The sequence below is a fragment of the Paenibacillus forsythiae T98 genome, from assembly GCF_000520735.1.
GTDB classification, from domain to species: Bacteria; Bacillota; Bacilli; order Paenibacillales; family Paenibacillaceae; genus Paenibacillus_AQ; species Paenibacillus_AQ forsythiae.
Genome location: NZ_ASSC01000856.1, coordinates 1 through 21,568, shown reverse-complemented (window position 1 = coordinate 21,568; position 21,568 = coordinate 1). Strand labels below are relative to the sequence as shown.

Below are 21,568 nucleotides of genomic sequence, written 5' to 3'. Positions count from 1 at the left end.
GGAAAGCCGTAGAGGCTACAGGCTCCGCCGATATCGCATTTGTCAGTCTGGTAAACGAAGATGTTTTTGATACAGTGCTGCCAGGAAAGATTATTGATTATATGTGCATGGGCAAACCTATCGTAGGGGCGATTTCTGGTTATGCAGCAGAAGTTATTGAGCGTGCCAACTGCGGGTATGTGTCAAGGGCAAGACGGAGTGAAGAAATTCAGCGGTACATCATGGAGCTGATGGAGAGCGAAGCGTTGAGGAAGCAATTAGGCGATAACGGCTCGGAGTATGCTTATCGAAATTTTCGCTGGGAAGAAAATATTAGAGTACTGACTAAGGTGTTGGAGAGAGAGTATGAAGAAAAAAGTGTGCATGTTTGTGTGGAATCATTTCACCAATGACGCCCGAGTACTGCGTGAATGCTCAGCACTTGCCGAAGCTGGTTATACGGTGGATCTGATAGCGATTCATGATCATAAGAACCCGACTTTGCCGAGACGAGAAATGAGACCGGAGGGATTTACCGTAATTCGTGTAAAAAATGAGTTGAAGGGTCTAAGCCTACTGAGCGGAGCTGTTAAAAGAGTCACCGCTATAGTTAAATTCAACCTTTTTACCAAGCTAGGCGTAATAATAGCTGCAGCTGCTTTCATTCGTTATATGCCTTTTCTAGCTATGCTCTTTTTTCTATTAATCCTTTTATTCTTTCCGCGCAAGCTGCGGACATTGTATTTGCGTACTTATATTTTGATGCAGATGGTAGTATTTGGTTTGGCGAAGCATTATGATATCGTTCATTCCAATGATCTGAACACTATGCCCCAAGGCTTTCTCTGCGCCCGCCTATTCCGAAGAAGAGTGTTTATTTACGACTCCCATGAAGTTCAGACAAGCCGGACAGGGTATAATAGCAGAATTTATGGTATAGCCGAGCGGTTTTTCATAAAGCATATTGATGTCATGATTATGGAGAATCATACACGAGCTAAGTACATCGAAGATTTGTACGGTTTCTACCCGAGGGTGGTCCATAACTATCCTGTTACTTACAAGAGGGCCGAATCTCATAAAGTTGATTTATATGAAGTTTTGGATATTCCAAGAGGAGAGCCGATCCTTCTGTATCAAGGCGGTATTCAAACCGGACGGGGACTCGATAAATTGATACTTGCGACTCCTAAGTTTGAACGTGGCGTAGTCGTCCTTATCGGTGACGGTAAGCTTAAACCGGAACTCATGGAAATGGTCAAGAGCATGAACCTTGAAGATCGAGTGAGGTTTATGCCAAAAGTGCCTGTCGAAGAATTGTTAAACTATACACGTAATGCCTATCTAGGCTTCCAGATCCTTAATAATGTCTGCTTCAATCATTACTCCGCTTCTTCCAACAAATTATTCGAGTATATTATGAGTTCTGTGCCTGTGGTAGCCTGTAGCTTTCCGGAGATTCAAAAGGTTGTGGAACAGGAAAATATCGGAGTTTGCGTAGATTCACATAATCCCGAATCTATCGCAGAGGCAGTCAATTATCTGTTAAATCATCCGGAAGATTATCAATTGAAGAAAGCAAATTGCTCGTATGCAAAAGCTAAATATAATTGGGAGAACGAGAAAAAACTGTTTCTAGAAATTCATTCACAGTTAGAAGCGATTTAACACCGCATTTCATTTTTACACTAAGGGTGAGGTCAGTGAAGTATGTTCCAGTGAGCGTAATCATAACTAACTACAACAAAGGAAAATACTTGACTGAATGCTTGCTTTCGGTTTTGGATCAATCGCTGTCTAACCTTGAAATTATTCTTGTAGATGATGGATCTACGGATAATAGTCATATAGTTATTGAAGAGTTATTGGAGAAATATTCGAGTCTTAAGGTTATTCGGCAATCCAATCAAGGGGTCAGCAGCGCACGAAATATTGGAATGCTTCAAGCCTCTGGCGAATATATAACCTTCCTTGATGCTGACGATTATGTTAATAAGGATGCTTATCGGTCTTTATACCTATTAGCGCAGCGGCAAAGGGCTTCGATAGCTATCGGAAATATCCGCTGCTTTAATGAGAGCAGATCCTGGAGTCTCCCATACTTAAAGCCTCTTTTTGATAGACGGAAATCGGTGGTCAGAAATATCAGGACTCATAATGAATTGAACTTATCTCCCTCGGTAGGTAACAAACTCTTTTCAAGAAATCTGGTTGTCCAGCATGGGATATTTTTTGATGAAGAATTATATATCGGAGAAGACTTGCTATTCACTCAAGCCTGTTCTCATCTTTCTGCTAGGATTGCAGTAATGGAAGATGTCATCTTGAATTACAGGGTGAATGAGGAGAGTAATACGCTTAGCTCCAAACCCACCCTCAGCTTCTTCGAGCAACTGCTGCTGCTGCAAAGCAAGATTAAGCAGTTATATGCATCAATGCAAGTTGCCAATTATATTGAACCGATTGAGAAAAGACAGCTTAAATTTCTCCTGAAATCAATGATGATGAAGGCCGAATTCATGAATGAGGAGTCAAGAATGGCACTCATGGAAATCGCCACAAAATTTCTGTCTCTGATTTCAGCAGATAGGTTCAAGTCTGAACTCACCACTGAAGAGCAACTGCTGCTTGAAATTCTGAAGCGAAAAAGCAGTCAGGATTTTGATAATTTTATTGCTCTACTTCCTGATTTTGAGGTTAACAATGACCTAATTAGAGAAAGCAACTGTTACTATTACTCTTGGTATAATCATTTTCAGGAGTACCGGGAGCTACTTCAAGTTAGAGAACTAACAGTCGTTTCAAAAATTGAAATTGCGGAACTAAAGGGACAGACGCTGTATTTGGGCGGGTACGCTTTTATTAAAGGCCTGCCGGCAGAAGGGATCCGGAAAAGTCTAGTATTCAGGAACAACACGGTAACTCATGTGATTCCCCTCCGGAATTGTCTGAGAACAGATATAACCTATTTATTTTCAAATAATCGGATTAATTACAATGATTCAGGCTTTGAGATCGTTGAAATAAATTTGCTGGAGTTATTGGGAGAAGGAAGCTGGAATCTATTTTTGAATGTAAAGAAAGATGCGGCCGAAACGGAGATTCCAGTGGAACTGGCGCTGGCCCAACTGCGAAACAGTATTAAACCAAAAGTAATTCAGAAGATAAACATTAAGCCTGAGTTTATGCATAATCGACTGAATATAACGCTGGAGCCAATCGGCAAAATGAGCAGATTCAAGTTTAAAGCAAGCCGAATGTTGAAGGACGCCAGATATGATATCAGCTTCCTGAAATCAAAGGACTTTGACACCTTTATATCAATAATGTTACACAAGCTCATTGGCCGATTTCTGAGACGCAGACAAATTTGGCTGGTAGGCGAGAGAAAGGATACAGCTCAGGATAACTCTTTCCATTTTTATAAATATGTTCGGACGAATCATCCCGGTGTTCATGCTTACTATGTAATCGATAAGAAGGCAGAAGACTACAGCAATATCTCTTCCTTGGGCAATGTCATTCAGTATGGCAGCCTTCGTCATACCCTTTATTTACTGACATGTCATTGTTCTATCAACAGTTATTTGGAATCTGCTAATTTCTATACGGAATCCTATAAGAAGATCATTAAATACTATCCTGAATGGCGGCGAAACAAAAAAGTGTTTTTGCAGCATGGCGTCATTGGTGTGAGCCGGGTAAATCATTCGCTTCATAAGAACAAGACGGATTATTCCTTATTCATTACTTCATCAGCGTTTGAAAAGGACCATATAACCAAGGAATTCGGATTCACCGAAGATGAGGTTGCCATTACGGGTTTAGCTCGTTGGGATGGGCTACAGGATTCCAGCAAAGGCAACGAAATTTTATTAATGCCGACTTGGAGAAACTGGATCAAATCTAGAGCTGAGCTTGAAAATTCTCGATATTTTAAGACATATCTGTCACTACTCCAAAATCGGAAACTTCACGATATTTTGGAGGATATGGATTTAACACTAACATTCTACCCTCACTATCAGATCCAAAAGGTGCTCTCGGAGCTACCAGTATTTCATGAAAGAATTAAAGTCGTCAGGCAGGGGGAAGAAGCTGTACAGGAACTGTTAAATAGACATGCCCTGCTCATAACCGATTACTCAACCGTTTCGTTTGACTTTGCCTATATGAACAAACCGGTTCTGTTCTATCAATTTGATTACGAGGAGTTCTACTCCCGACATTATAATGAAGGTCCCATTGATCATGAACGGGATTTGTTCGGTGAAGTTGTCAAGGCAGAAGTTGAACTGCTGAATCAAATCGCAGCGGTTAATGACTGGATAAAGCACGAAAAGATGAAAAAGAGCGGTACTTTTATGATTAAGTCTCGAAAGCACTGTGAGCAGATATATATAAAGCTTCTTCAGCTATTAGCTATATAGCAAGTATAATGCACAAAGATTATAGGAGTATTAAAATTTGGAATTTACAGGGGATGATTCGATGGCAAAGGTGAAGCTTACCATAATTATTGCGTATCATCCTGATCATTGGCAATCATCACTTCTCGCCATCAATCAATTGAGGCTTAATGTTAAGCTAGAGGTAATATGGATTGTTTCAAATAAGTTCAATTTTCGATCTGAGCAATTGGAGGACCACCCATTTGAATGTAAGCTGCTTCACTGGGCAAATATCGATGACCTGGTTCAAAAGATTAATTTCGCATTAACGGCTAGTCAAGGACAGTATATTAGCCTGATTGGGGAAGATGAGATTTTGGACCCGGAAGGTTTTATGAGAATGATTGAAAATGTAGAGAAGCATCAATCGGATATTATTATGGGTTCCTACGTATATTTCGATACCACTCAAAATTCATACATCAAACATCCAACCTTTGGATATGAGAAAATGAAAAAGTATTTCTACAACACTACACTTGAAAATGAGCCCGCTTTGATTCTTTCTCTAAATGCAAGCGGGAATAAAATATTCAGAAGGTCCCTTGTAACAATAAGTAACCTGGCGATTAGTAAGTCGGACATAGTAGGCAATTACAAGCCGTTCTTTTTACAGATTCTCATTCAATCTAAGGAAATTACATATTTGCCATACGTATCCTGTCTTGTTCAGTCCGGCAAAACAGCTATACATTCAGTCTCTACTTTTTTGGATATCTCCCATGAGCTGAGAAAAAAGATATTCTCCAAAAAACTACTGCGTCTATATGAAGCAGGAATATTGCTGGAGCTGTCCTGGGTGCTCACTTCCGAGGAATTTATTCTTTTCTCCGATATTGAGAAGATGAGCCTTCTATCGAAGATTGAGAAGAAAATGGAAGGTTACGACATTCACTTATTCAAAATACTATTTCCCCAATACGATACGTTATTTGATCTGTTGCATCATAATCTCTACTGGGAGTGTATTGAATACTTGAATATCGTCTTTGAAAAAGAGACGTCCCGAATGAGTGTGGCAAGACACCGCAAAGAATATCATTCCATGAAGAAGGATATGTGGAAGCCTATCGTTAAGTTGAACAACATGCTGAAGAGATGGGGGAATAATTCATGTTAAATCAGAAGCTAGCTAACAAGGTGAATGAAAGCAGCCCCCCGTTAAGTAGAGAGTTTCAGCTAATTCAGTCTTTACAGCAAAAGGGCCAACTTAAAGCTGCTTCCGAGATTAGCAATTTACTGGAACAAATTCAAGAGAATTATCAGAAAATTCACGGCTATAAGAACTGGATTAATAAATACCGGCAAATGCATGAGAGCCGATTATCTAAATTGCTGCTAAGAATGCATAAGAAAGTTAAAGGGGGGGTTAGCCTAATTGGAGGCCTCCTGTACAAAAGTGTGGTAGTATCTCTTTCAGCTATTGTACGTTTCCATTCCAAAGGTGACATTTGGCTAATTGGTGAGCGTGTCGATCAGGCTGAGGATAATGGATTTGAGTTCTTTAAATACTGTCGGGAGCATTATCCGCATAGGAGAATTTTTTACGTTATAGACCCCAACTCCAACGATATATTGAAGATTAACCACTATGGGAACATCATTTATCATTCCACTTTCAAACATCATGTTTATGTACTGGCCGCTGAGAAATATATCAGTGCGTGGACATTTAAAGAGAGCCTCCTTCCCAGGAATTTCAATAAGCTTTTCGGAAGCTCAGACAGATTAAGGAAGAAGAAAAATATATGCTTGCAGCATGGAGTTATTATCCATAATATCTCCCCGTACATGCACAAAGATATATATAATATTGATTATCTATTATGTAGCTCTGAAAAAGAGAAAGAAATCATAAAAAGTACTCTCGGCTATAGTGATGAAGAGATTTTAGTTACGGGATTAGCCAGATTTGATAATTTAGTTAACGCAAATCCTAAGCGACAAATCCTTGTTATGCCTACATGGAGAAGATATCTGGCCAATAAGAGCAGAGAGTTGTTTGAGAGCAGCACATTTTTTGAGACGTATCGGCAGTTGTTAACCAATCAGAGACTGATAAAATTGCTGGATCAGTTTAGCTATGAACTTGTGTTCTACCTGCATCATAATTTTCAGAAATACAGTTCTTCTTTTAAGTTGGATTCAGAACGTATTACGGTTGTTGATAGTCGATTGACGTCAGCAGCAAGTTTGATCCAATCCAGTGCCATACTAATTACGGACTATTCTTCGGTGGCGAGTGATTTTGTCTATATGAACAGACCTGTGTTGTTCTATCAATTCGATTCGTATCATAACCATCATTCACCAATTGAGGAAATTGAATATAGTGATTTGGGCAATGTAGCGGAAACAGAGGAAGATTTATTTAGGCAGCTTGAGCAATGGTTTACTACAAGGGTAGAGGACGACCAACTGGAAGAACGTAGAGCCCTGCTGTTCAACAATGTAGATGCCAATAATTGCAGCAGGATTTTTGCATCTGTCGATAAGATCTAAAACATATGATAAGGAAGAATGTAAAATGATGAATGTTCAGCTTCTAAGCTATAGATTGAAGAAGGATAGATTGGAAGTCAAAATTGACAATCAAACCTTGACTCGAAAGAGCTATTCCTTTCGCTTTGTAGACCGAAAAACGAATGAAGCATTTGAATGGCCTGCCGAGATCAAACGGCATGAATCGGAATCGGTTTTATCCGTATCTCTGTCAGTTGTAAATTTTAATGAAAATGTAAAGCAAGGAATTTTTGATGTTCTTATACAAGATGATATCGGGATAGCCTATACGCCAGTACTTGAGAATTTGCCTTTGGAAGACAAAGCATATAAATACAGCGTAAACAGCTATCAAATTAATTATAAATCAAGCGCTATCCCTTATCTGACGACTAAAAATTCCCTTTCCATCGTCTTTGGAAATAGCAGTGAAATTATCAAGACGTTTACTTCTGAAATCAAATTGAAGGCAACCGCTTTGAGTCTCCAATTTATTAATCAGGAGATTCATCTGGTAGTTACGTCAAAAAGCATTGAAGATACTCAATCTTTTATGGTTATTTTTGAAAATCGTTCAAATAAAAAGTCGATTATTCTCAAGCATGAAGTTATTGAAAAAAACTTTGAACACATAGGAATCAAAGCAAGTCTTGAAGAGGACTTCAACTATAGCGACCGATACGATTTGTACATTCAATTTAGAAAGGGCCACAAAGTCTTCAAAAGCAGAATCGGATTTAAAGACAGTTCTGTAAAAAGAGGAGAGAACAAATTTTTTGATCCCATCAAGATTAATAATAGTTATTATATCTTGCCCTATATTACGACTAGCGGTGAAATTTCATGTCTGGCAGGAGATAATGTATCAGTTGCGAAAAGTCTAGGTGCAGTAGTTAAGAAGGAAAATATAGATATTGATAAATTTGTTTTTCATAACGGGACTGTTGAGCTTCATCTTTGTGAAGGCCAATTAGATAAAGTTAATAGTTTCCGAGAAAAAAAGTTTCTTATTCAAGGATCTTCACATTCAATTTATAGGGAGGTTTCGGAACAAGCTGTTCATATCAATGATCGGGGTACAGTTACCTTGCAAGTTGATAAGATTTTTAATGAAAGGACCTATGAGAATAATGAGAAATGGACTTTCCTATTAAGGCTGGAAAAGCCGCATATAGAAGAAATAGAATTTGAAGATGTTAATTTACAGGATACCTTTCTTTATACTGAGGATTCCTTTTCGAATGGCACTACGGCAGTAGCTTTAAGGCCTTTGGAAACATCAGATAAAAAAGATAGTGTTGAGTTAGTCGAGGAAGATAATAAAGAAATACTCCTGTGCTCTTTTGTTCTCAACTCTAACTGGATGTCTGAACCAGTGGTCAGATATAGCAAGCCTTATCCGATAGACGAAACACAAGTGATTAGCTGTATATCTAATGATAGAAAAATGATGTTTATCATTGGAGATGAGCAAGTGTACTCGTCATATGTTCATACGAAAATATCAACATTATTGGAAATAGATGATCTGAGGATTCGAAATACTTCCGTAAGCTTTGGATTTCTCGATGATGAAATTTTATTGAAAAACAGTATGAAGTTATTTTTTAGGGAAAGAAAGACAAAGGAAGAGTGGGAAATTCCTTTTAATGTTACGAATAACCGTGTGGAATTTGATATTCAATCATTTGTCGATCTTTACATTGATCAAGAATCCAGATGGGACACTTACGCTCAACTGTGCTACTCGAATGTCATAGAAGAGGGCAAGCTAGGGTTATTCAGCGAAAATGTAAAGCCTGCCTCGGGACGGTATTTTACTACAATAGAAAAAAATACTGCCAATGAGGAAATGGTCGAATCGTCAGAAGATGAGGAGGAATTAACATCATCAAATGTTGTTACCCCTTACTTAACCGTTAAGAATGAGCTTTCCATTGTGATCAGACCGGAATTGAATCTGTTTAACGAAAAGTATAAATCTAAAACTTCAATTACTCATTTCCAGATGCATAACGGTATCCTAAAGTGGGAGGCAGTAGTTGAAGTAAGCAATGTAAAGCAAATTGAGGTTAAACAAATCAGGCTGAAATTAAGAAATAAAGCAACATTGATAGAGTATGATTTAGAAGTAAACGAGTCCAAGCTTTCAGCGAATAAAACTGCTGTATCATTTGAAATAGACCCTAAAAAATTCCAGTGGCAGCCATTTTATTGGGATATGTTTGCTGTCGTTCAGGTTGATCAATTGGATGAAGTTATTTATATCAAACTTAAGAACCCATCTAAACTTATTGCCGATAGTATTAATACAGAAATTCTAAAATACGAGCACAATTTTGATAATTCGTTCATGCTGTACCCATACATTACCCAAGATCGATCCTTGGCTCTATGTTACCGTCAACGGGCGGATTATGAAACAGCCATTTATAAGTATAAAGAAAAACTGGCCTACCTTGTGTATAAATTATTCAAGAGGTATTTTGACCGTAAGAACATCTGGCTCGGCTATGAAAAGTTCTCCAGCACAGCCCAAGATAATGGCTATTATTTCTTTGAATATTGCTATAAGAATAACAAAAACAGGAACTTTTACTACATCATCAAGAGCGATACTCCGGATTATAGAGATTTAAAAAAAATGAAAAATAAAGTTATTAAATATATGTCCTTTAAACATATGTTATATTTGTTCGCAGCTAAATTACTGATATCTTCGGAATCTAAAGGGCACAGTTATGATATCAGAATTCAAAAGGGAGAATTAAAGAAAGCGTTGGACAGCAAGAAGTTTGTTTTCTTGCAGCACGGAGTAACAGCACTTAAAAAAGTAGATTATGTGTTTAAGAAAACACGTACCAGCGCTGTTAATTTATTTGTAGCCACCTCCGAATATGAAAAAAATATAATAGAAAATTACTTTGGTTACGATAATAAAGAAATAATAGTTACAGGATTTTCTCGATGGGATGCTCTGAAAGACAAATCTCAAATCAACGGTTCAAAAGAAGTATTCATTATGCCAACCTGGAGAGCTTGGATGGATGGCATTCCTGAAGAGGAATTTTTGAAGACTGACTATTACCGGAATTATAGTGATTTACTGCAATCAACTGCTTTATATGAAATATTGGAAAAAGAGGATGTATGGGTAAACTTTCTGCTTCATCCGAAATTCATCGAACATGTGGGACATTTCAAGGTTCTAAGCAATCGAGTCAAAATCCATGAATTTGGTTCACTGAAAGTTAATGAAATACTAATGGGTTCCAAGCTTTTGATTACAGATTATTCAAGTGTAGCTTGGGAAATGTATTACATGAACAAACCTACAATTTTCTATCAATTTGATGCTAATAAGTATCAGAAATATCAAGGAAGCTATTTAGATTTGGATCATGAGTTATTTGGAGATAGGGCGTTTAATAATTCTGAATTACTATACATACTTCAGGATTACATCCAAAGGGATTTCAAAGAAAAAGATAAATATGCCCAAATGAGGAGTAAGTATTTTAAATATATTGATGATCGTAATTCAGAAAGAATTTTTAATGCTATTATAAGTAACCAAAAGTCTCTTTCTTTATCAGTAACCAAGAATCATAGAAATGAAGTTTTAAAAAAACTTAGATCTCAGAAACTGATACAAGGAGTTTGGAGAATGGGGAGTCGAAACAAAATTACAAAAAAAATTATGCTTAAGATAAAAAATCAGTATTTTAAGAAATGAGGGTACACATGAAAATCTGCATACTAGGCTTGGGTTACATAGGCTTACCCACCGCAGTAATATTTTCCCGGCAAGGTTTTCAGGTTGTTGGTGTCGATGTGCAGCCTAAAATAGTTGAAATGATAAATGCAGGAGAAGTTCATATTGAAGAACCGGGGCTTCCCGAGTTAGTTAAGGGTGCAGTCGAGCAAGGAAACTTGTTCGCCTCTTCAAATCCGGAGCCTGCAGATGTATTCATCATCGCGGTACCAACACCTAACTTAAATGATACCTATAAATCTTGTGATCTCAGTTTTGTACTTCAAGCGACAAAGGATATTCTACCCTTTTTGAGAAACGGTAATGTCGTTATTATTGAATCTACAATTGCGCCTCGAAGCATGGATGATTACATCAAACCGCTGATTGAGTCTGCGGGATTTGTGATCGGTGAAGATGTATATTTAGTTCACTGCCCCGAAAGAGTGATGCCGGGTAAAATCATGGAGGAGATTGTTTACAACAATCGTATTGTAGGCGGCATTACTCCTGCTTGTGCTCAGGCGGCAGCTGAAGTCTACGGAACTTTTGTAAAAGGGGAAATTATTCAGACCAACGCCAAAACGGCGGAGATGACCAAGCTAATGGAAAACACGTTCAGAGATGTCAATATTGCCTTATCCAATGAATTGGTTAAAGTGTGCAATGATCTCGAAATTAATGCATTAGAGGTTATTCAAATGGCGAATAAGCATCCCAGAGTCAATCTGCACCAGCCCGGACCCGGAGTAGGCGGACATTGTCTGGCGGTAGACCCTTATTTTATAGAAGCCAAGTCTCCCGATTTAGCACGTATCATTCATTTGGCCCGAGAAACTAACTCGAATATGCCTCAATATGTCGCAGAACATGTGGGAAGGCTGCTGCCGAAGAATAACGGCATGAAGATTGCTGTATTTGGTTTAACCTATAAGGCAGACATTGACGACATGCGGGAAAGTCCGGCTGTCAAGGTGGTTGATCTCTTGCTGGAACAAGGATATCATTTAGGGATTTATGATCCGCATGTGAATGCCGAAATGTCCCGTTATCCCTTGAATTCGTTAGAAGAGACAGTAAATGAGGCGGATCTGCTTCTGTTGCTGACGGATCACAGCGAGTTCAAATATTTCGATTATAATTTTATCACGAGGAATATGCGAAACCGTTTGATCTTTGACACCCGCAATTGTATCGATCCATCATGGATTACGCACGCGGAGGTCGTCGATTTTGGTAATTTATTTGAATACTTAAACAGGAAGAGTGCGGCTTTGGCATGAAATCATTGAGGATTATATTTAAAGAACATATTAAAAATTTATATATGATATTTAGTTTATCGCTGTACGAGCTTAAGATAGCTTATGTTTCTAATCGCTTGGGCTTGGGATGGATGGTTCTAAATCCTGTGATACAAATTGCAGTATATTGGTCTGTATTCGGGCTGGGAATTCGCGGAGGCGCTCCTGTTCATGGGGTTCCCTTCTTTGTTTGGCTGATCTGTGGTTTAATTCCTTGGTTCTATACCAGTGGAGGTATTATACAAGGATCAAATTCGGTGTATACCAAGTTGGCAACAGCCTCCAAAATGAACTTTCCGCTCAGTATTATTCCGACGTTGTCTATAATATCTCAATTATATACTCATTTGATATTATTGGTAGTGATTGGTATAATTATTGCTTTCAGCCATGGACTGACTTGGATGTCTTTGCCGGGAGTTGCTTTCTATTGTTTGTCCCTGACTTGTTTTCTGGTTGGACTTTCTTTTCTAACCTCGACATTATCAACAATCGTCAGGGATGTACATCTGCTTGTACAGACAGCGGCGCGTATGCTGTTTTTTCTAACGCCTGTAATGTGGGTGATGAACGCCAAGACACCGCAGTTATTGCAGGACGCGATCAATCTGAATCCAATCTATTATATTATCAATGGTTACCGTTCTTCCCTGCTCTATGGTAATTTGAATATGATATGGTCCCTTCACACGTTGTACTTTTGGGGTATAACACTGGTGCTCTTTCTTATTGGTGGCATGCTGCATATTCGATTGCGGAGACAGTTCGTAGATTATCTATAAAGGTGAGATCAAATGGCCTACAAAGTGAAGTTTCAGCATGTTTCCAAGTCATTTAAAATGTATATCAAGAATTCAGAGAAGCTGCTTGAATTATTTTCGGTGAAGAAAAATATCGCTACTCACAGGGCGTTAAATGATATTTCTTTCGAAGTTTCAGAGGGCGACGTCGTAGGGATTATCGGACTTAACGGCTCCGGAAAAAGTACACTTTCCAATTTGATCGCAGGCGTAACCATACCGACCGAAGGGGAAATCCAGATTGAAGGAACGGCTGCTCTGATTGCCATTTCTTCTGGGCTGAATGGTCAGTTGACCGGATATGACAATATTGAGCTTAAGGGACTTATGATGGGGTTGTCCAAAAAACAAATCGCTGAGATTCGCCCCAAGGTTATCGAATTTGCCGAACTTGGCAAATTTATTAATCAGCCTGTAAAGGTTTATTCAAGCGGAATGAAGGCAAGGTTGGGATTCGCGATTTCAGTTCATATTGACCCAGACATTCTGGTGATTGATGAGGCTTTATCGGTCGGGGATCAGACATTTACGGATAGATGCCTGAACAAGATCAATGAGTTCAAGTCCAAAGGTAAAACTATTTTTTTTATAAGCCACTCGTTATCCCAAGTCAAGAGCTTCTGTGACAAAGCCATATGGCTTCATTTTGGAAACTTGCAGGAGTTTGGTGAGGTAGAAACTGTTATTAGTCACTATAAGCATTTCTTGGCGACCTTCAACAAAATGTCGGAGCAGGAGAAAAAGCTGATGCGTGAAGAGCATTGGGGATCAGGAAAAATCGTTTGATTGAATGGCGGATTATTAAGAGGTGTGGGGCTTGGCAGGAATTTACAAGAATACTTTTATGAAGGGAAAGAAGAAATACTTCAGATTAAAGCTAGTTGTCGCTCTGATGTGCTCTTTTTCTCTTTTTTTCTTTTTTTATGCTGGGGCCTTTCTTGCTATAAACCAATCCCCTCAAGAGGTTGACGTCATCATAGTGCTTAGTGGAGAGGATGGCAGAGTGGAGAAAGCGGTAGAACTGTACAGGGATGGATATGCACCGAATATCATTTTATCTAATGCGACAGAATCAGCCGGAGAGCTTGGAAATATGCTTCAGGCCGCTCTCGCTCTTGGCGTAGACAGGGAGGATATCATAACCGAGAATTCTGCAAGAAGCACTTATCAGAACGCTGAGAATACTCTTCCCATCATGAAGAATCGTGGTTTCGTCTCGGCAATTATTGTTTCCTCTGATTATCATATGAGAAGAGTCAGGTTTAATTTTGGTCGATGTTATAAGGGATCAGGGATAAAGCTGATTTATATAGGGGCAAGCTCAAAATATAGAGCCAACCGTTGGTGGGCAGATCATTACAGCATAGAGACAACTTTTAATGAATATGTGAAAGTGGCAGGAAATATGTTCGGATATGATGGACCTCAGGCGAAACAAATACTAAGAAGGATAAAAGCATGGTTTAAATAGAGTACTGTTCGGGCTACGGTAGATCTGTTTTAGGAATTGAAAAAGGTGATGCTTAATAAATTAAGGGAATGAGAGGATTGAAATGAATTATAAAGTATATATAACAGTAAATATGCTTAGAGCCAGTACTGGCGGATTGGGAAAATCGGTGTGTACCCGCGTGAATATGTTGATTTATGAGGGAAGGCAAGTCGAAATATTATCCACAACTTTCAATAAGAATGTTAATGTGGTGCGAAAGGAATTGTTAGATTCCGGCAGACTTGATAAAAAAGCTATTCTTCGCAATATGTTTGAAGAACTAGGGGGGGATAAACTGGGTGCGATTGACAGTGAGGTCAGTTATGTGGATAGCAGGAAAAGCATACATCACCCCATAAATGAAAAAGGGTTTGCAGTTGCTAAGGGGGATAAGGAAAATTCATATCGATTATATAAAAACGGAGTATACGTTAAGTATAAATTCTATGATAAAGAAGAACGGTTGCAATATATTGATTACTTCAATGAAAATCGTGATAGAGTAAAAAGAGAGACATACGATGATAAAGGATATTTGAATCGAATAGAATATATGGACTTGAAAAATAACAAAACGAACTCAATAGGTTATTTTAATCAAGCTGGTTATTGTTATTTGAGTACATGGATAAATTCGAGCACTGGTATTGTTACTAAAGTAAACTTATTCAAAGATTCCGATAAACATATTAAAGAATTTCGTAATGAAGAAGAATTAAAAAAATATTGGATCGAACAATATGTGTTAAAAAAAGATGCTAAGCCAATCATTATTTCTGACATTAGAAATCTTGACAATCTTGTTATGAGTCTAAGAAATGAAAGGTTAGTAAAAGTTGCTGTAATGCATAACAATCATTTTGAAGAACCATTTCATTACGGTTCGCCAATTAAAGAGCACAAAATGAATCTATTTAATAATGTAAAGAAATTGGATGCTGTTATCTTCTTGACTGATCAACAAAAAAATGATGTCCAGAAGCAGTTTGGCCAATTAACAGATTACAAGGTCATCTCTCACAGTGCACCTGTTATTCAGACTGATAATAGTAAAAGGGAAGATTTTACTATTACCTCCTTATCAAGATACGATGGCAGAAAAAGATTAGACCATCTCATAAAAGCATTTAAGTTAGTTGTTGAAGAAGTTCCGCAAGCCAAACTGGAGTTATGGGGAATGGGGCCTGAAGAAGAAAAATTAAAACGTATTGTTATGGACCTGAATTTATCCGAAAATGTGTATCTAAAAGGATTTACTTCTAACGCAATCGAAGTATTCGAGCGAGCAACAGCTTCGGTTCTCACCTCCAAACATGAAGGTTTTGGCTTGGTCATTACCGAGAGTATGGCAGCCGGTGCGCCAGTTATAAGCTATGATATCCTTTATGGACCTAATGATATTATTAATAACGGGGTAAATGGTTTTATTATTGAAAATAATAATATTAAGGAATTAGCAAAAGTAATCATTTTGTTTTTGAAAGATGCAGATATGAAGAAAAAAATGTCCGAAGAGGCTCGTAAAGTATCCGAAACGTTTAGTTTTGCAGAATATACTCGAAAGTGGCTTGAGTTTTTAGAAGAAATCTCTAATAAGTAGGAACTTTTCAATGTCAAATTTGTTTAGAGATGAGCTGTTGAGATAATTTCAATGGCTCAATTTCGCTTTAGTAGAAACTTTCAGTTCTGCTTGCGGTTCAAGTAAGCTCATAGTAGTAGGAAGTCTTTTGAATCAAAGGAACAAAGGATGGACAAGAGCAGGAGTCGAAATTACTGAAGCAGAAGTCTCCATGATCATATTAGAGAGTTTAAATTGATATAAAACTTCATTGCTTTTCTTAAATTATAATCATTCTAATTTCAAAAAGTATTCATAAAATACGTAAGAAGCGCTAGTCCGGTGTGATATACTTTATATAGTGTGTAGCGAATGTGTGAAATTGGAATGCTTATATACAGCAACGAATTAAGACTAGGATGGTGAACTTGTAGATGCACATCGTCGCCGTTGGCTTGAACTACCGTACAGCGCCTGTCGGGGTGAGAGAGCAGTTTGCTTTTGCGGAGAAGGATCTGTCGGCAGCGCTTCATCGGCTGATGCGGACGAAGAGCGTGCTGGAAGGGGTCATCGTCGCCACCTGCAACCGTACGGAGATTTATGTGGTTGTGGACCGGCTTCATATGTGCGGGCATTTTATCCGCAGCTTTATGGAGCAATGGTTCGGGGTCAAGAGTGAGCAATTTACACAGCATATGTATAGATATGAGGATGAGCAGGCTGTCCGGCATCTGTTCCGGGTGACCTGCGGACTGGATTCGATGGTGGTGGGCGAGACGCAGATTCTGGGTCAGGTTCGCAGCGCCTTTCTGACCGCACAGAGTGAGGGCGCGACGGGGACGTGGTTCAACCGGCTGTTCAAGCAAGCGGTGACGGTAGGCAAGCGGGCGCACAGCGAGACGTCCATCGGCGAGAGCGCGGTATCGGTCAGTTATGCGGCGGTTGAGCTGGGCAAGCGTATCTTTGGCAGGTTCACCGGCAAAAAGGTGCTGATTCTCGGCGCGGGCAAAATGAGCGAGCTGACGGTCAAGCATCTGTACGCGAGCGGGGCTGCGGAAGTGATTGTTGCGAACCGTACCCTTGCGCGCGCCGCGGAGCTGGCGGAGAAGTTCGAGGGCCGTCCGTGCACGCTGGAAGAAGCGGCCTCGCGTCTGCATGAGTTCGATATCGTGCTCAGCTCGACGGGAGCGGAGGGCTATGTCCTAACGGCTGGGAGAATCGAGGAAAGCATGAAGAACCGGCAATCCCGTCCGCTGTTCATGATTGATATAGCGGTTCCGCGCGATATTGATCCATCCGCCTCGGAGCTTCCGAATGTGTTTCTGTACGATATTGATGATCTGGAGGGCATCGTGGAGAGCAATATGGAAATGCGGCGCAGCGAAGCCGTGAAGATTGAGGGTATGATTACGGAGGAGAGCGACAATTTCCAGCATTGGCTCAAGACGCTGGGCGTGCAGCCGGTCATCCGGGCGCTTCAGGAGAAATCGAGCGCCATTCATGAAGAGACGCTGGAGAGTCTGTTCAACAAGCTGCCTGAGCTGGATGAGCATCAGCGCAAAATTATCCGCCGGCTGACCAAGAGCATTGTCAATCAGATGATGCATGATCCGATCAATGTCATCAAAGAAATGTCCGGCGACAAGAACGGGAATGAAGCGCTTGAGCTCTTTACGAAGATTTTTGCGCTTGAGGATCGGCTTGAGCCTGAATCGGAGGGCGGGAGCAAGGCTCCCGAGAGAAGCCGCCAATCGGCGGACTTGCTGCCCGGCAGCGGAAATGCCGCTGTGCCGAAGGCCACTTTTGCTCCGGCAAGCCTCTAAGTAAGGAGGATGCGGCATGCATTATCTGAATGGAATCTATGACGCAGCCCTGCTGCTCTACGCCCTGAGCCTGCTGTTTTATTTCTCGGACTGCCTTAAGCGGAATCCGGATCGGAAGCGGTTAGGCACAGGGCTTCTTGTCTTTGTCGGCCTGCTGCAGACCGCCGGGCTCGGCATACGCTTTTATGAGGAGCGGGGCCTGCCGATTTTTACGCCGTATGATTTTCTGTTCTGGTTCTCCTTTACCATTGTGCTGATCTCGCTGGTCCAATCCTTTATGCGGCGTTCCGAGTTCACGGTGCTGCTGCTCGGCGTGGCCGGGTTCAGCGCTTTTTTCCTTAACCGGTTATGGCTCACGGCGGAGGATCACACGCTTCAGAGCTGGAAGGCGGTTCACGGCTGGCTGGCCATGCATATTATTCTCGCCAACTTAAGCTTTGCGGCGCTGACGCTTGGGGCTGTGTTCGGAATCATGTACCTGTTCCTCCACACCAGGCTGAAGCACAAGAAATGGAATGATCGGGTCCGGCGGCTGCCAAGTCTGGACGTTCTGGACAAATATGCATACACTTCCGTGCTTGCCGGGACGCCCCTGCTGGCGGTATCGCTTGTAGTGGCCGGGATCTCGATTGTCTCCGAAGGACGGCTGCCGCTGCTTCAGGATTTAAAAGTGCTGTCCACGCTTATCGGGCTCGGCATTTACATAACCTATCTTATTCTGAAACGATCGGGCCGTCGCAGCGGTATCGTTATGGCGCGCTGGGCGGTCTCGGGCTACGGGTTTATCATTCTTAATTTTCTGCTGAATTCGTGGTCTGACTTCCATCGTTGGGGAGGGGGTTGAGAATCAAAATGACCGTTTATTTGCCGATTATGCTGGATTTGCGCGGAAAGCATTGTGTTGTGGTCGGAGGAGGGAAGGTAGCGGAGCGCAAGACGCTCGGGCTGCTGGAGACCGGGGCAGCGGTAAGGATTATTAGCCCTGCCCTGACGCCGCGGCTGGCGGAGCTATCGGAGAATGCGGCAGTGAGCTGGCTGAACCGCAAGTATGCTCCCGGGGATGCCCGAGGAGCTTTTCTTGTCTATGCGGCAACCGACGATCCGGCGGTTAACGAGGAAGTGGCGCGCGAGGCGGACCGTCTGGGTGTGCCGGTCAATGTGGGCAGCCATGCGGAGGCCGGGAGCTTCATCACGCCGGGTGTGCTGCGCCGGGGCCGTCTGACGGTGGCGGTGTCGACTTCGGGTGCGGGTCCGGCGATAACTGCGGAAATTACGAAGCTGCTGGAAGAAATGCTTGGCGAAGAGTATGAGGCCTATCTGGATTTTATATATGTGATGCGCCAGGAGATCAAACGGCGGGAACGGTCGCCGGAGGCCCGAAAGCGTCTGCTGAGGAGGCTCGGCACTTTGGATGTGCTGGAGAAGATCAGGGAGGGCGCTTTTACGCCATGGGATTCGGATCAAATCGAGACCTGGATTGCACAACATCGGGAGGAATAAAAGAATGCGAACGATCATTGTAGGCAGCAGACAAAGCGCGCTGGCATTGACGCAGACCGGCCAGGTCATTGACGATTTGCAGCGGCTCTGCGCGGAGCATGGGTTCCCTTTTACATTCGAGGTGAAAAAAATCGTCACCAAGGGTGACCGCATCCTTGATGTAACGCTCTCCAAGGTGGGCGGCAAAGGACTGTTCGTCAAAGAAATCGAGCAGGCCATGCTGGAACGGGAGATTGACATGGCGGTGCACAGCATGAAGGATATGCCCTCGGAGCTGCCGGAGGGTCTTATCAACGGTGCGGTTCCCCGGCGTGCCGATCCCAGAGACTGCCTGATTTCGCGCGGGGGACTGAAGCTCGCGGACCTTCCTTCGGGCGCGCGGGTCGGCACCAGCAGTCTGCGCCGTTCCAGCCAGCTGGCGGCGCTGCGGCCGGACCTCGTGATTGAGCCGGTGCGCGGCAATATCGATTCCAGGCTGCGGAAGCTTGAGAGCGGCGAGTATGATGCGATTGTGCTGGCGGCGGCCGGCTTGGCCCGCATGGGCTGGCAGGACCGGGTGACGGCCTACCTGACGCCCGGCGAATGTCTGCCCGCTGTCGGACAGGGCGCGCTGGGCATCGAATGCCGCGTGGAGGATGACGAGCTGCGGCGGCTGCTTTCATTGTATAATGATGAAGAGACTGCGCTCACGGTAGCTGCGGAACGCCGCTTTCTCGGCGTGCTGAACGGCGGCTGCCAGGTGCCAATCGGCGCTTTTGCCACACTGGAGAGCAGCGGAGAAGACAGCGGGGCGGAGGCCAGCCGGAGCATTACGCTTACCGGAATGGTCGGAACGCCGGGCGGAGCCGTAATCTTGAAGGAGAGCTGCACCGGCACCGATCCGGTTCAGGTGGGCGAAGAGACGGCGAGACGGTTGATCGCCAAGGGAGCGGAGAAGATTTTGGCAGAGCTAAGGGGTTGAGTGGAGAGAATGGCAGGCAAGGTGTATTTGGTGGGCGCGGGTCCCGGGGATGCGAAGCTCATAACGATCAAAGGCATGGAATGCATCAAAAAAGCGGATGTGCTGGTCTACGACCGGCTGGCAAGTCCCAGGCTGCTGAAATGGATGCCTTCCGGCGGAGAGAAGATTTATGTGGGCAAGCTTCCGGACCGGCATACGATGAAGCAGGAGGAAATTAATCAACTGCTCGTCGATCTGGCGCTTCAGGGCAAGACGGTGGTGAGATTGAAGGGCGGCGATCCGACGATTTTTGGCCGGGTGGGCGAGGAAGCGGAGCTGCTGCGAAAGAATCGCATTTCCTATGAGATCGTTCCGGGCATCACGTCGGCGATCAGCGTGCCGGCTTATGCCGGCATCCCGGTCACCCATCGGGATTACGCTTCTTCCCTGTCGATTATTACCGGGCATGAAAGCCCGGATAAGCTGGACCGCTCGATTCATTGGGATAAAGTAACGAATGCCACGGGCACGCTTGTTTTCCTGATGGGGGTGGGCAAAATCGGCTATATCAGCGGCAATCTGATCAAGCACGGCCGTTCGCCGGAGACGCCGGTCGCTCTGGTTCGCTGGGGAACGCGCGCGGAGCAGGAGACGCTGATCGGCACGCTCGCCGATATTGAAGAAAAAGTCAAAGCGGCGGACTTTCAGCCCCCGGCGGTCATTGTCGTCGGCGAGGTAGTCAAGCAGCGCGAGGAGCTGAAATGGGCCGAGGAGCTGCCGCTGTTCGGCAAGCGGATTGTGGTTACCCGGGCGCGCAGCCAGGCGAGCGAGCTGGTGGACCGGATTGAGGAGCTGGGCGGAGAGCCTTACGAATTCCCGGTTATCGAGACGATTATGCCGGAGAGCGTGGAGACTAGAGAGGCGGTTGCCTCGGCGCTGGCGAAGCTTCCGGAATATGATTGGGTGTTCTTTACGAGCACAAATGGCGTGGAGTTCTTCTTCCGCCATCTGGCGGAGCTGAAAGCGGATATTCGCGGCTTGTCCCGCGCCCGTATCGCCGCCATCGGTCCCGCGACGGCCGAAGCGCTTGCCCAGCGAGGTCTTGTGGCGGAAGAGCTGCCGACAAGGTTCCAGGCGGAAGGGCTGATCGAAGCTTGCGGGGAGAAGCTGCTGCCGGGGCAGAAGGCGCTGCTGCCGCGCGGCGATCTGGCAAGGGACTGGCTTCCGCAGAAGCTGACTGAGCTGGGGCTTGCGGTGACGGAAATCGATACGTACGAGACCATCGTTACCGGCGAGGATGATGAAGAGCTTAAGAAGCTGCTGGAGGAAGGGCGGATACACGCTGTTACTTTTACCAGTTCCTCCACCGTGCACAATTTCCTTGGTATCCTGAAGAGGATGGGAATGGAAGACCCGCTGCCACTGCTGGAGAAGGTCAAGATCGCCTGCATCGGCCCGCTCACGC

General features: G+C 43.1%; 15 protein-coding genes and 1 pseudogene. All 16 read left to right on the top strand.

Annotation, left to right across the window (positions count from 1 at the left end; all coding sequences use genetic code 11):
- Positions 1-392, top strand: a 392-nt coding sequence (locus L692_RS0126050) for a glycosyltransferase (protein WP_025702823.1), incomplete at its 5' end; no start/stop codon positions are given.
- Positions 346-1,647, top strand: coding sequence for a glycosyltransferase (locus L692_RS0126045; RefSeq protein ID WP_025702822.1), 1,302 nt, complete (start codon positions 346-348; stop codon positions 1,645-1,647). The genes L692_RS0126050 and L692_RS0126045, both read left to right, overlap by 47 nt.
- A gap of 35 nt (positions 1,648-1,682) precedes the next feature.
- Complete coding sequence (locus L692_RS0126040) at positions 1,683-4,409, top strand: bifunctional glycosyltransferase/CDP-glycerol:glycerophosphate glycerophosphotransferase (RefSeq protein WP_025702821.1); 2,727 nt, start codon at positions 1,683-1,685, stop codon at positions 4,407-4,409.
- A 61-nt stretch (positions 4,410-4,470) separates the two neighbouring features.
- Positions 4,471-5,550 carry a glycosyltransferase gene (locus tag L692_RS0126035; protein WP_198027838.1) on the top strand — a complete coding sequence of 360 codons (1,080 nt, stop codon included), beginning with the start codon at positions 4,471-4,473 and terminating at the stop codon, positions 5,548-5,550.
- Entirely contained in the window at positions 5,544-6,932 is a 1,389-nt protein-coding gene (locus L692_RS30295; protein WP_025702819.1) for a CDP-glycerol glycerophosphotransferase family protein, read from the top strand. The genes L692_RS0126035 and L692_RS30295 overlap by 7 nt, the downstream gene beginning before the upstream one ends.
- A gap of 25 nt (positions 6,933-6,957) precedes the next feature.
- Positions 6,958-10,668: a CDP-glycerol glycerophosphotransferase family protein gene (locus L692_RS30890; protein WP_025702818.1), complete on the top strand. Its 3,711-nt coding sequence runs from the start codon at positions 6,958-6,960 to the stop codon at positions 10,666-10,668.
- A gap of 8 nt (positions 10,669-10,676) precedes the next feature.
- Positions 10,677-11,969 (top strand): nucleotide sugar dehydrogenase, encoded by a 1,293-nt coding sequence (locus L692_RS0126020; protein WP_025702817.1) that lies wholly within the window; start codon positions 10,677-10,679, stop codon positions 11,967-11,969.
- Positions 11,966-12,772 (top strand): ABC transporter permease, encoded by an 807-nt coding sequence (locus L692_RS0126015; RefSeq protein WP_025702816.1) that lies wholly within the window; start codon positions 11,966-11,968, stop codon positions 12,770-12,772. Before L692_RS0126020 ends, L692_RS0126015 begins: the two co-directional genes overlap by 4 nt.
- 12 nt (positions 12,773-12,784) lie before the next feature.
- Positions 12,785-13,549 (top strand): annotated as a pseudogene (tagH, locus tag L692_RS30285) (teichoic acids export ABC transporter ATP-binding subunit TagH); the annotation flags it as partial.
- Between the two features lie 58 nt (positions 13,550-13,607).
- Positions 13,608-14,261, top strand: coding sequence for a YdcF family protein (locus L692_RS0126005; RefSeq protein ID WP_051503590.1), 654 nt, complete (start codon positions 13,608-13,610; stop codon positions 14,259-14,261).
- Between the two features lie 82 nt (positions 14,262-14,343).
- The gene (locus L692_RS0126000; RefSeq protein ID WP_025702814.1) at positions 14,344-15,882 is read left to right on the top strand and encodes a glycosyltransferase; all 1,539 of its coding nucleotides are present in this window, start codon (positions 14,344-14,346) and stop codon (positions 15,880-15,882) included.
- Positions 15,883-16,274: 392 nt separating this feature from the next.
- On the top strand, positions 16,275-17,663 hold the full coding sequence (gene hemA, locus L692_RS0125995; protein ID WP_025702813.1) for a glutamyl-tRNA reductase: 1,389 nt from the start codon (positions 16,275-16,277) through the stop codon (positions 17,661-17,663).
- 16 nt (positions 17,664-17,679) lie between these two features.
- Positions 17,680-18,507: a cytochrome c biogenesis protein CcsA gene (ccsA, locus tag L692_RS0125990; RefSeq protein WP_025702812.1), complete on the top strand. Its 828-nt coding sequence runs from the start codon at positions 17,680-17,682 to the stop codon at positions 18,505-18,507.
- Positions 18,508-18,515: 8 nt separating this feature from the next.
- Positions 18,516-19,163 carry a precorrin-2 dehydrogenase/sirohydrochlorin ferrochelatase family protein gene (locus L692_RS0125985; protein ID WP_025702811.1) on the top strand — a complete coding sequence of 216 codons (648 nt, stop codon included), beginning with the start codon at positions 18,516-18,518 and terminating at the stop codon, positions 19,161-19,163.
- Positions 19,164-19,167: 4 nt separating this feature from the next.
- Positions 19,168-20,124 (top strand): hydroxymethylbilane synthase, encoded by a 957-nt coding sequence (hemC, locus tag L692_RS0125980; RefSeq protein ID WP_025702810.1) that lies wholly within the window; start codon positions 19,168-19,170, stop codon positions 20,122-20,124.
- A 9-nt stretch (positions 20,125-20,133) separates the two neighbouring features.
- Positions 20,134-21,568, top strand: a 1,435-nt coding sequence (gene cobA / locus L692_RS0125975) for a uroporphyrinogen-III C-methyltransferase (RefSeq protein ID WP_025702809.1), incomplete at its 3' end; no start/stop codon positions are given.

Bases quoted from the DNA above. Each gene is read 5' to 3' on its own strand.
- L692_RS0126035 (WP_198027838.1), top strand. From the start codon at position 4,471: ATGGCAAAGGTGAAGCTTACCATAATTATTGCGTATCATCCTGATCAT.
- ccsA (WP_025702812.1), top strand. From the start codon at position 17,680: ATGCATTATCTGAATGGAATCTATGACGCAGCCCTGCTGCTCTACGCC.
- hemC (WP_025702810.1), top strand. From the start codon at position 19,168: ATGCGAACGATCATTGTAGGCAGCAGACAAAGCGCGCTGGCATTGACG.
- L692_RS30890 (WP_025702818.1), top strand. From the start codon at position 6,958: ATGATGAATGTTCAGCTTCTAAGCTATAGATTGAAGAAGGATAGATTG.
- L692_RS0126045 (WP_025702822.1), top strand. From the start codon at position 346: ATGAAGAAAAAAGTGTGCATGTTTGTGTGGAATCATTTCACCAATGAC.
- L692_RS30295 (WP_025702819.1), top strand. From the start codon at position 5,544: ATGTTAAATCAGAAGCTAGCTAACAAGGTGAATGAAAGCAGCCCCCCG.
- L692_RS0126015 (WP_025702816.1), top strand. From the start codon at position 11,966: ATGAAATCATTGAGGATTATATTTAAAGAACATATTAAAAATTTATAT.
- L692_RS0126000 (WP_025702814.1), top strand. From the start codon at position 14,344: ATGAATTATAAAGTATATATAACAGTAAATATGCTTAGAGCCAGTACT.
- hemA (WP_025702813.1), top strand. From the start codon at position 16,275: ATGCACATCGTCGCCGTTGGCTTGAACTACCGTACAGCGCCTGTCGGG.
- L692_RS0126020 (WP_025702817.1), top strand. From the start codon at position 10,677: ATGAAAATCTGCATACTAGGCTTGGGTTACATAGGCTTACCCACCGCA.
- L692_RS0125985 (WP_025702811.1), top strand. From the start codon at position 18,516: ATGACCGTTTATTTGCCGATTATGCTGGATTTGCGCGGAAAGCATTGT.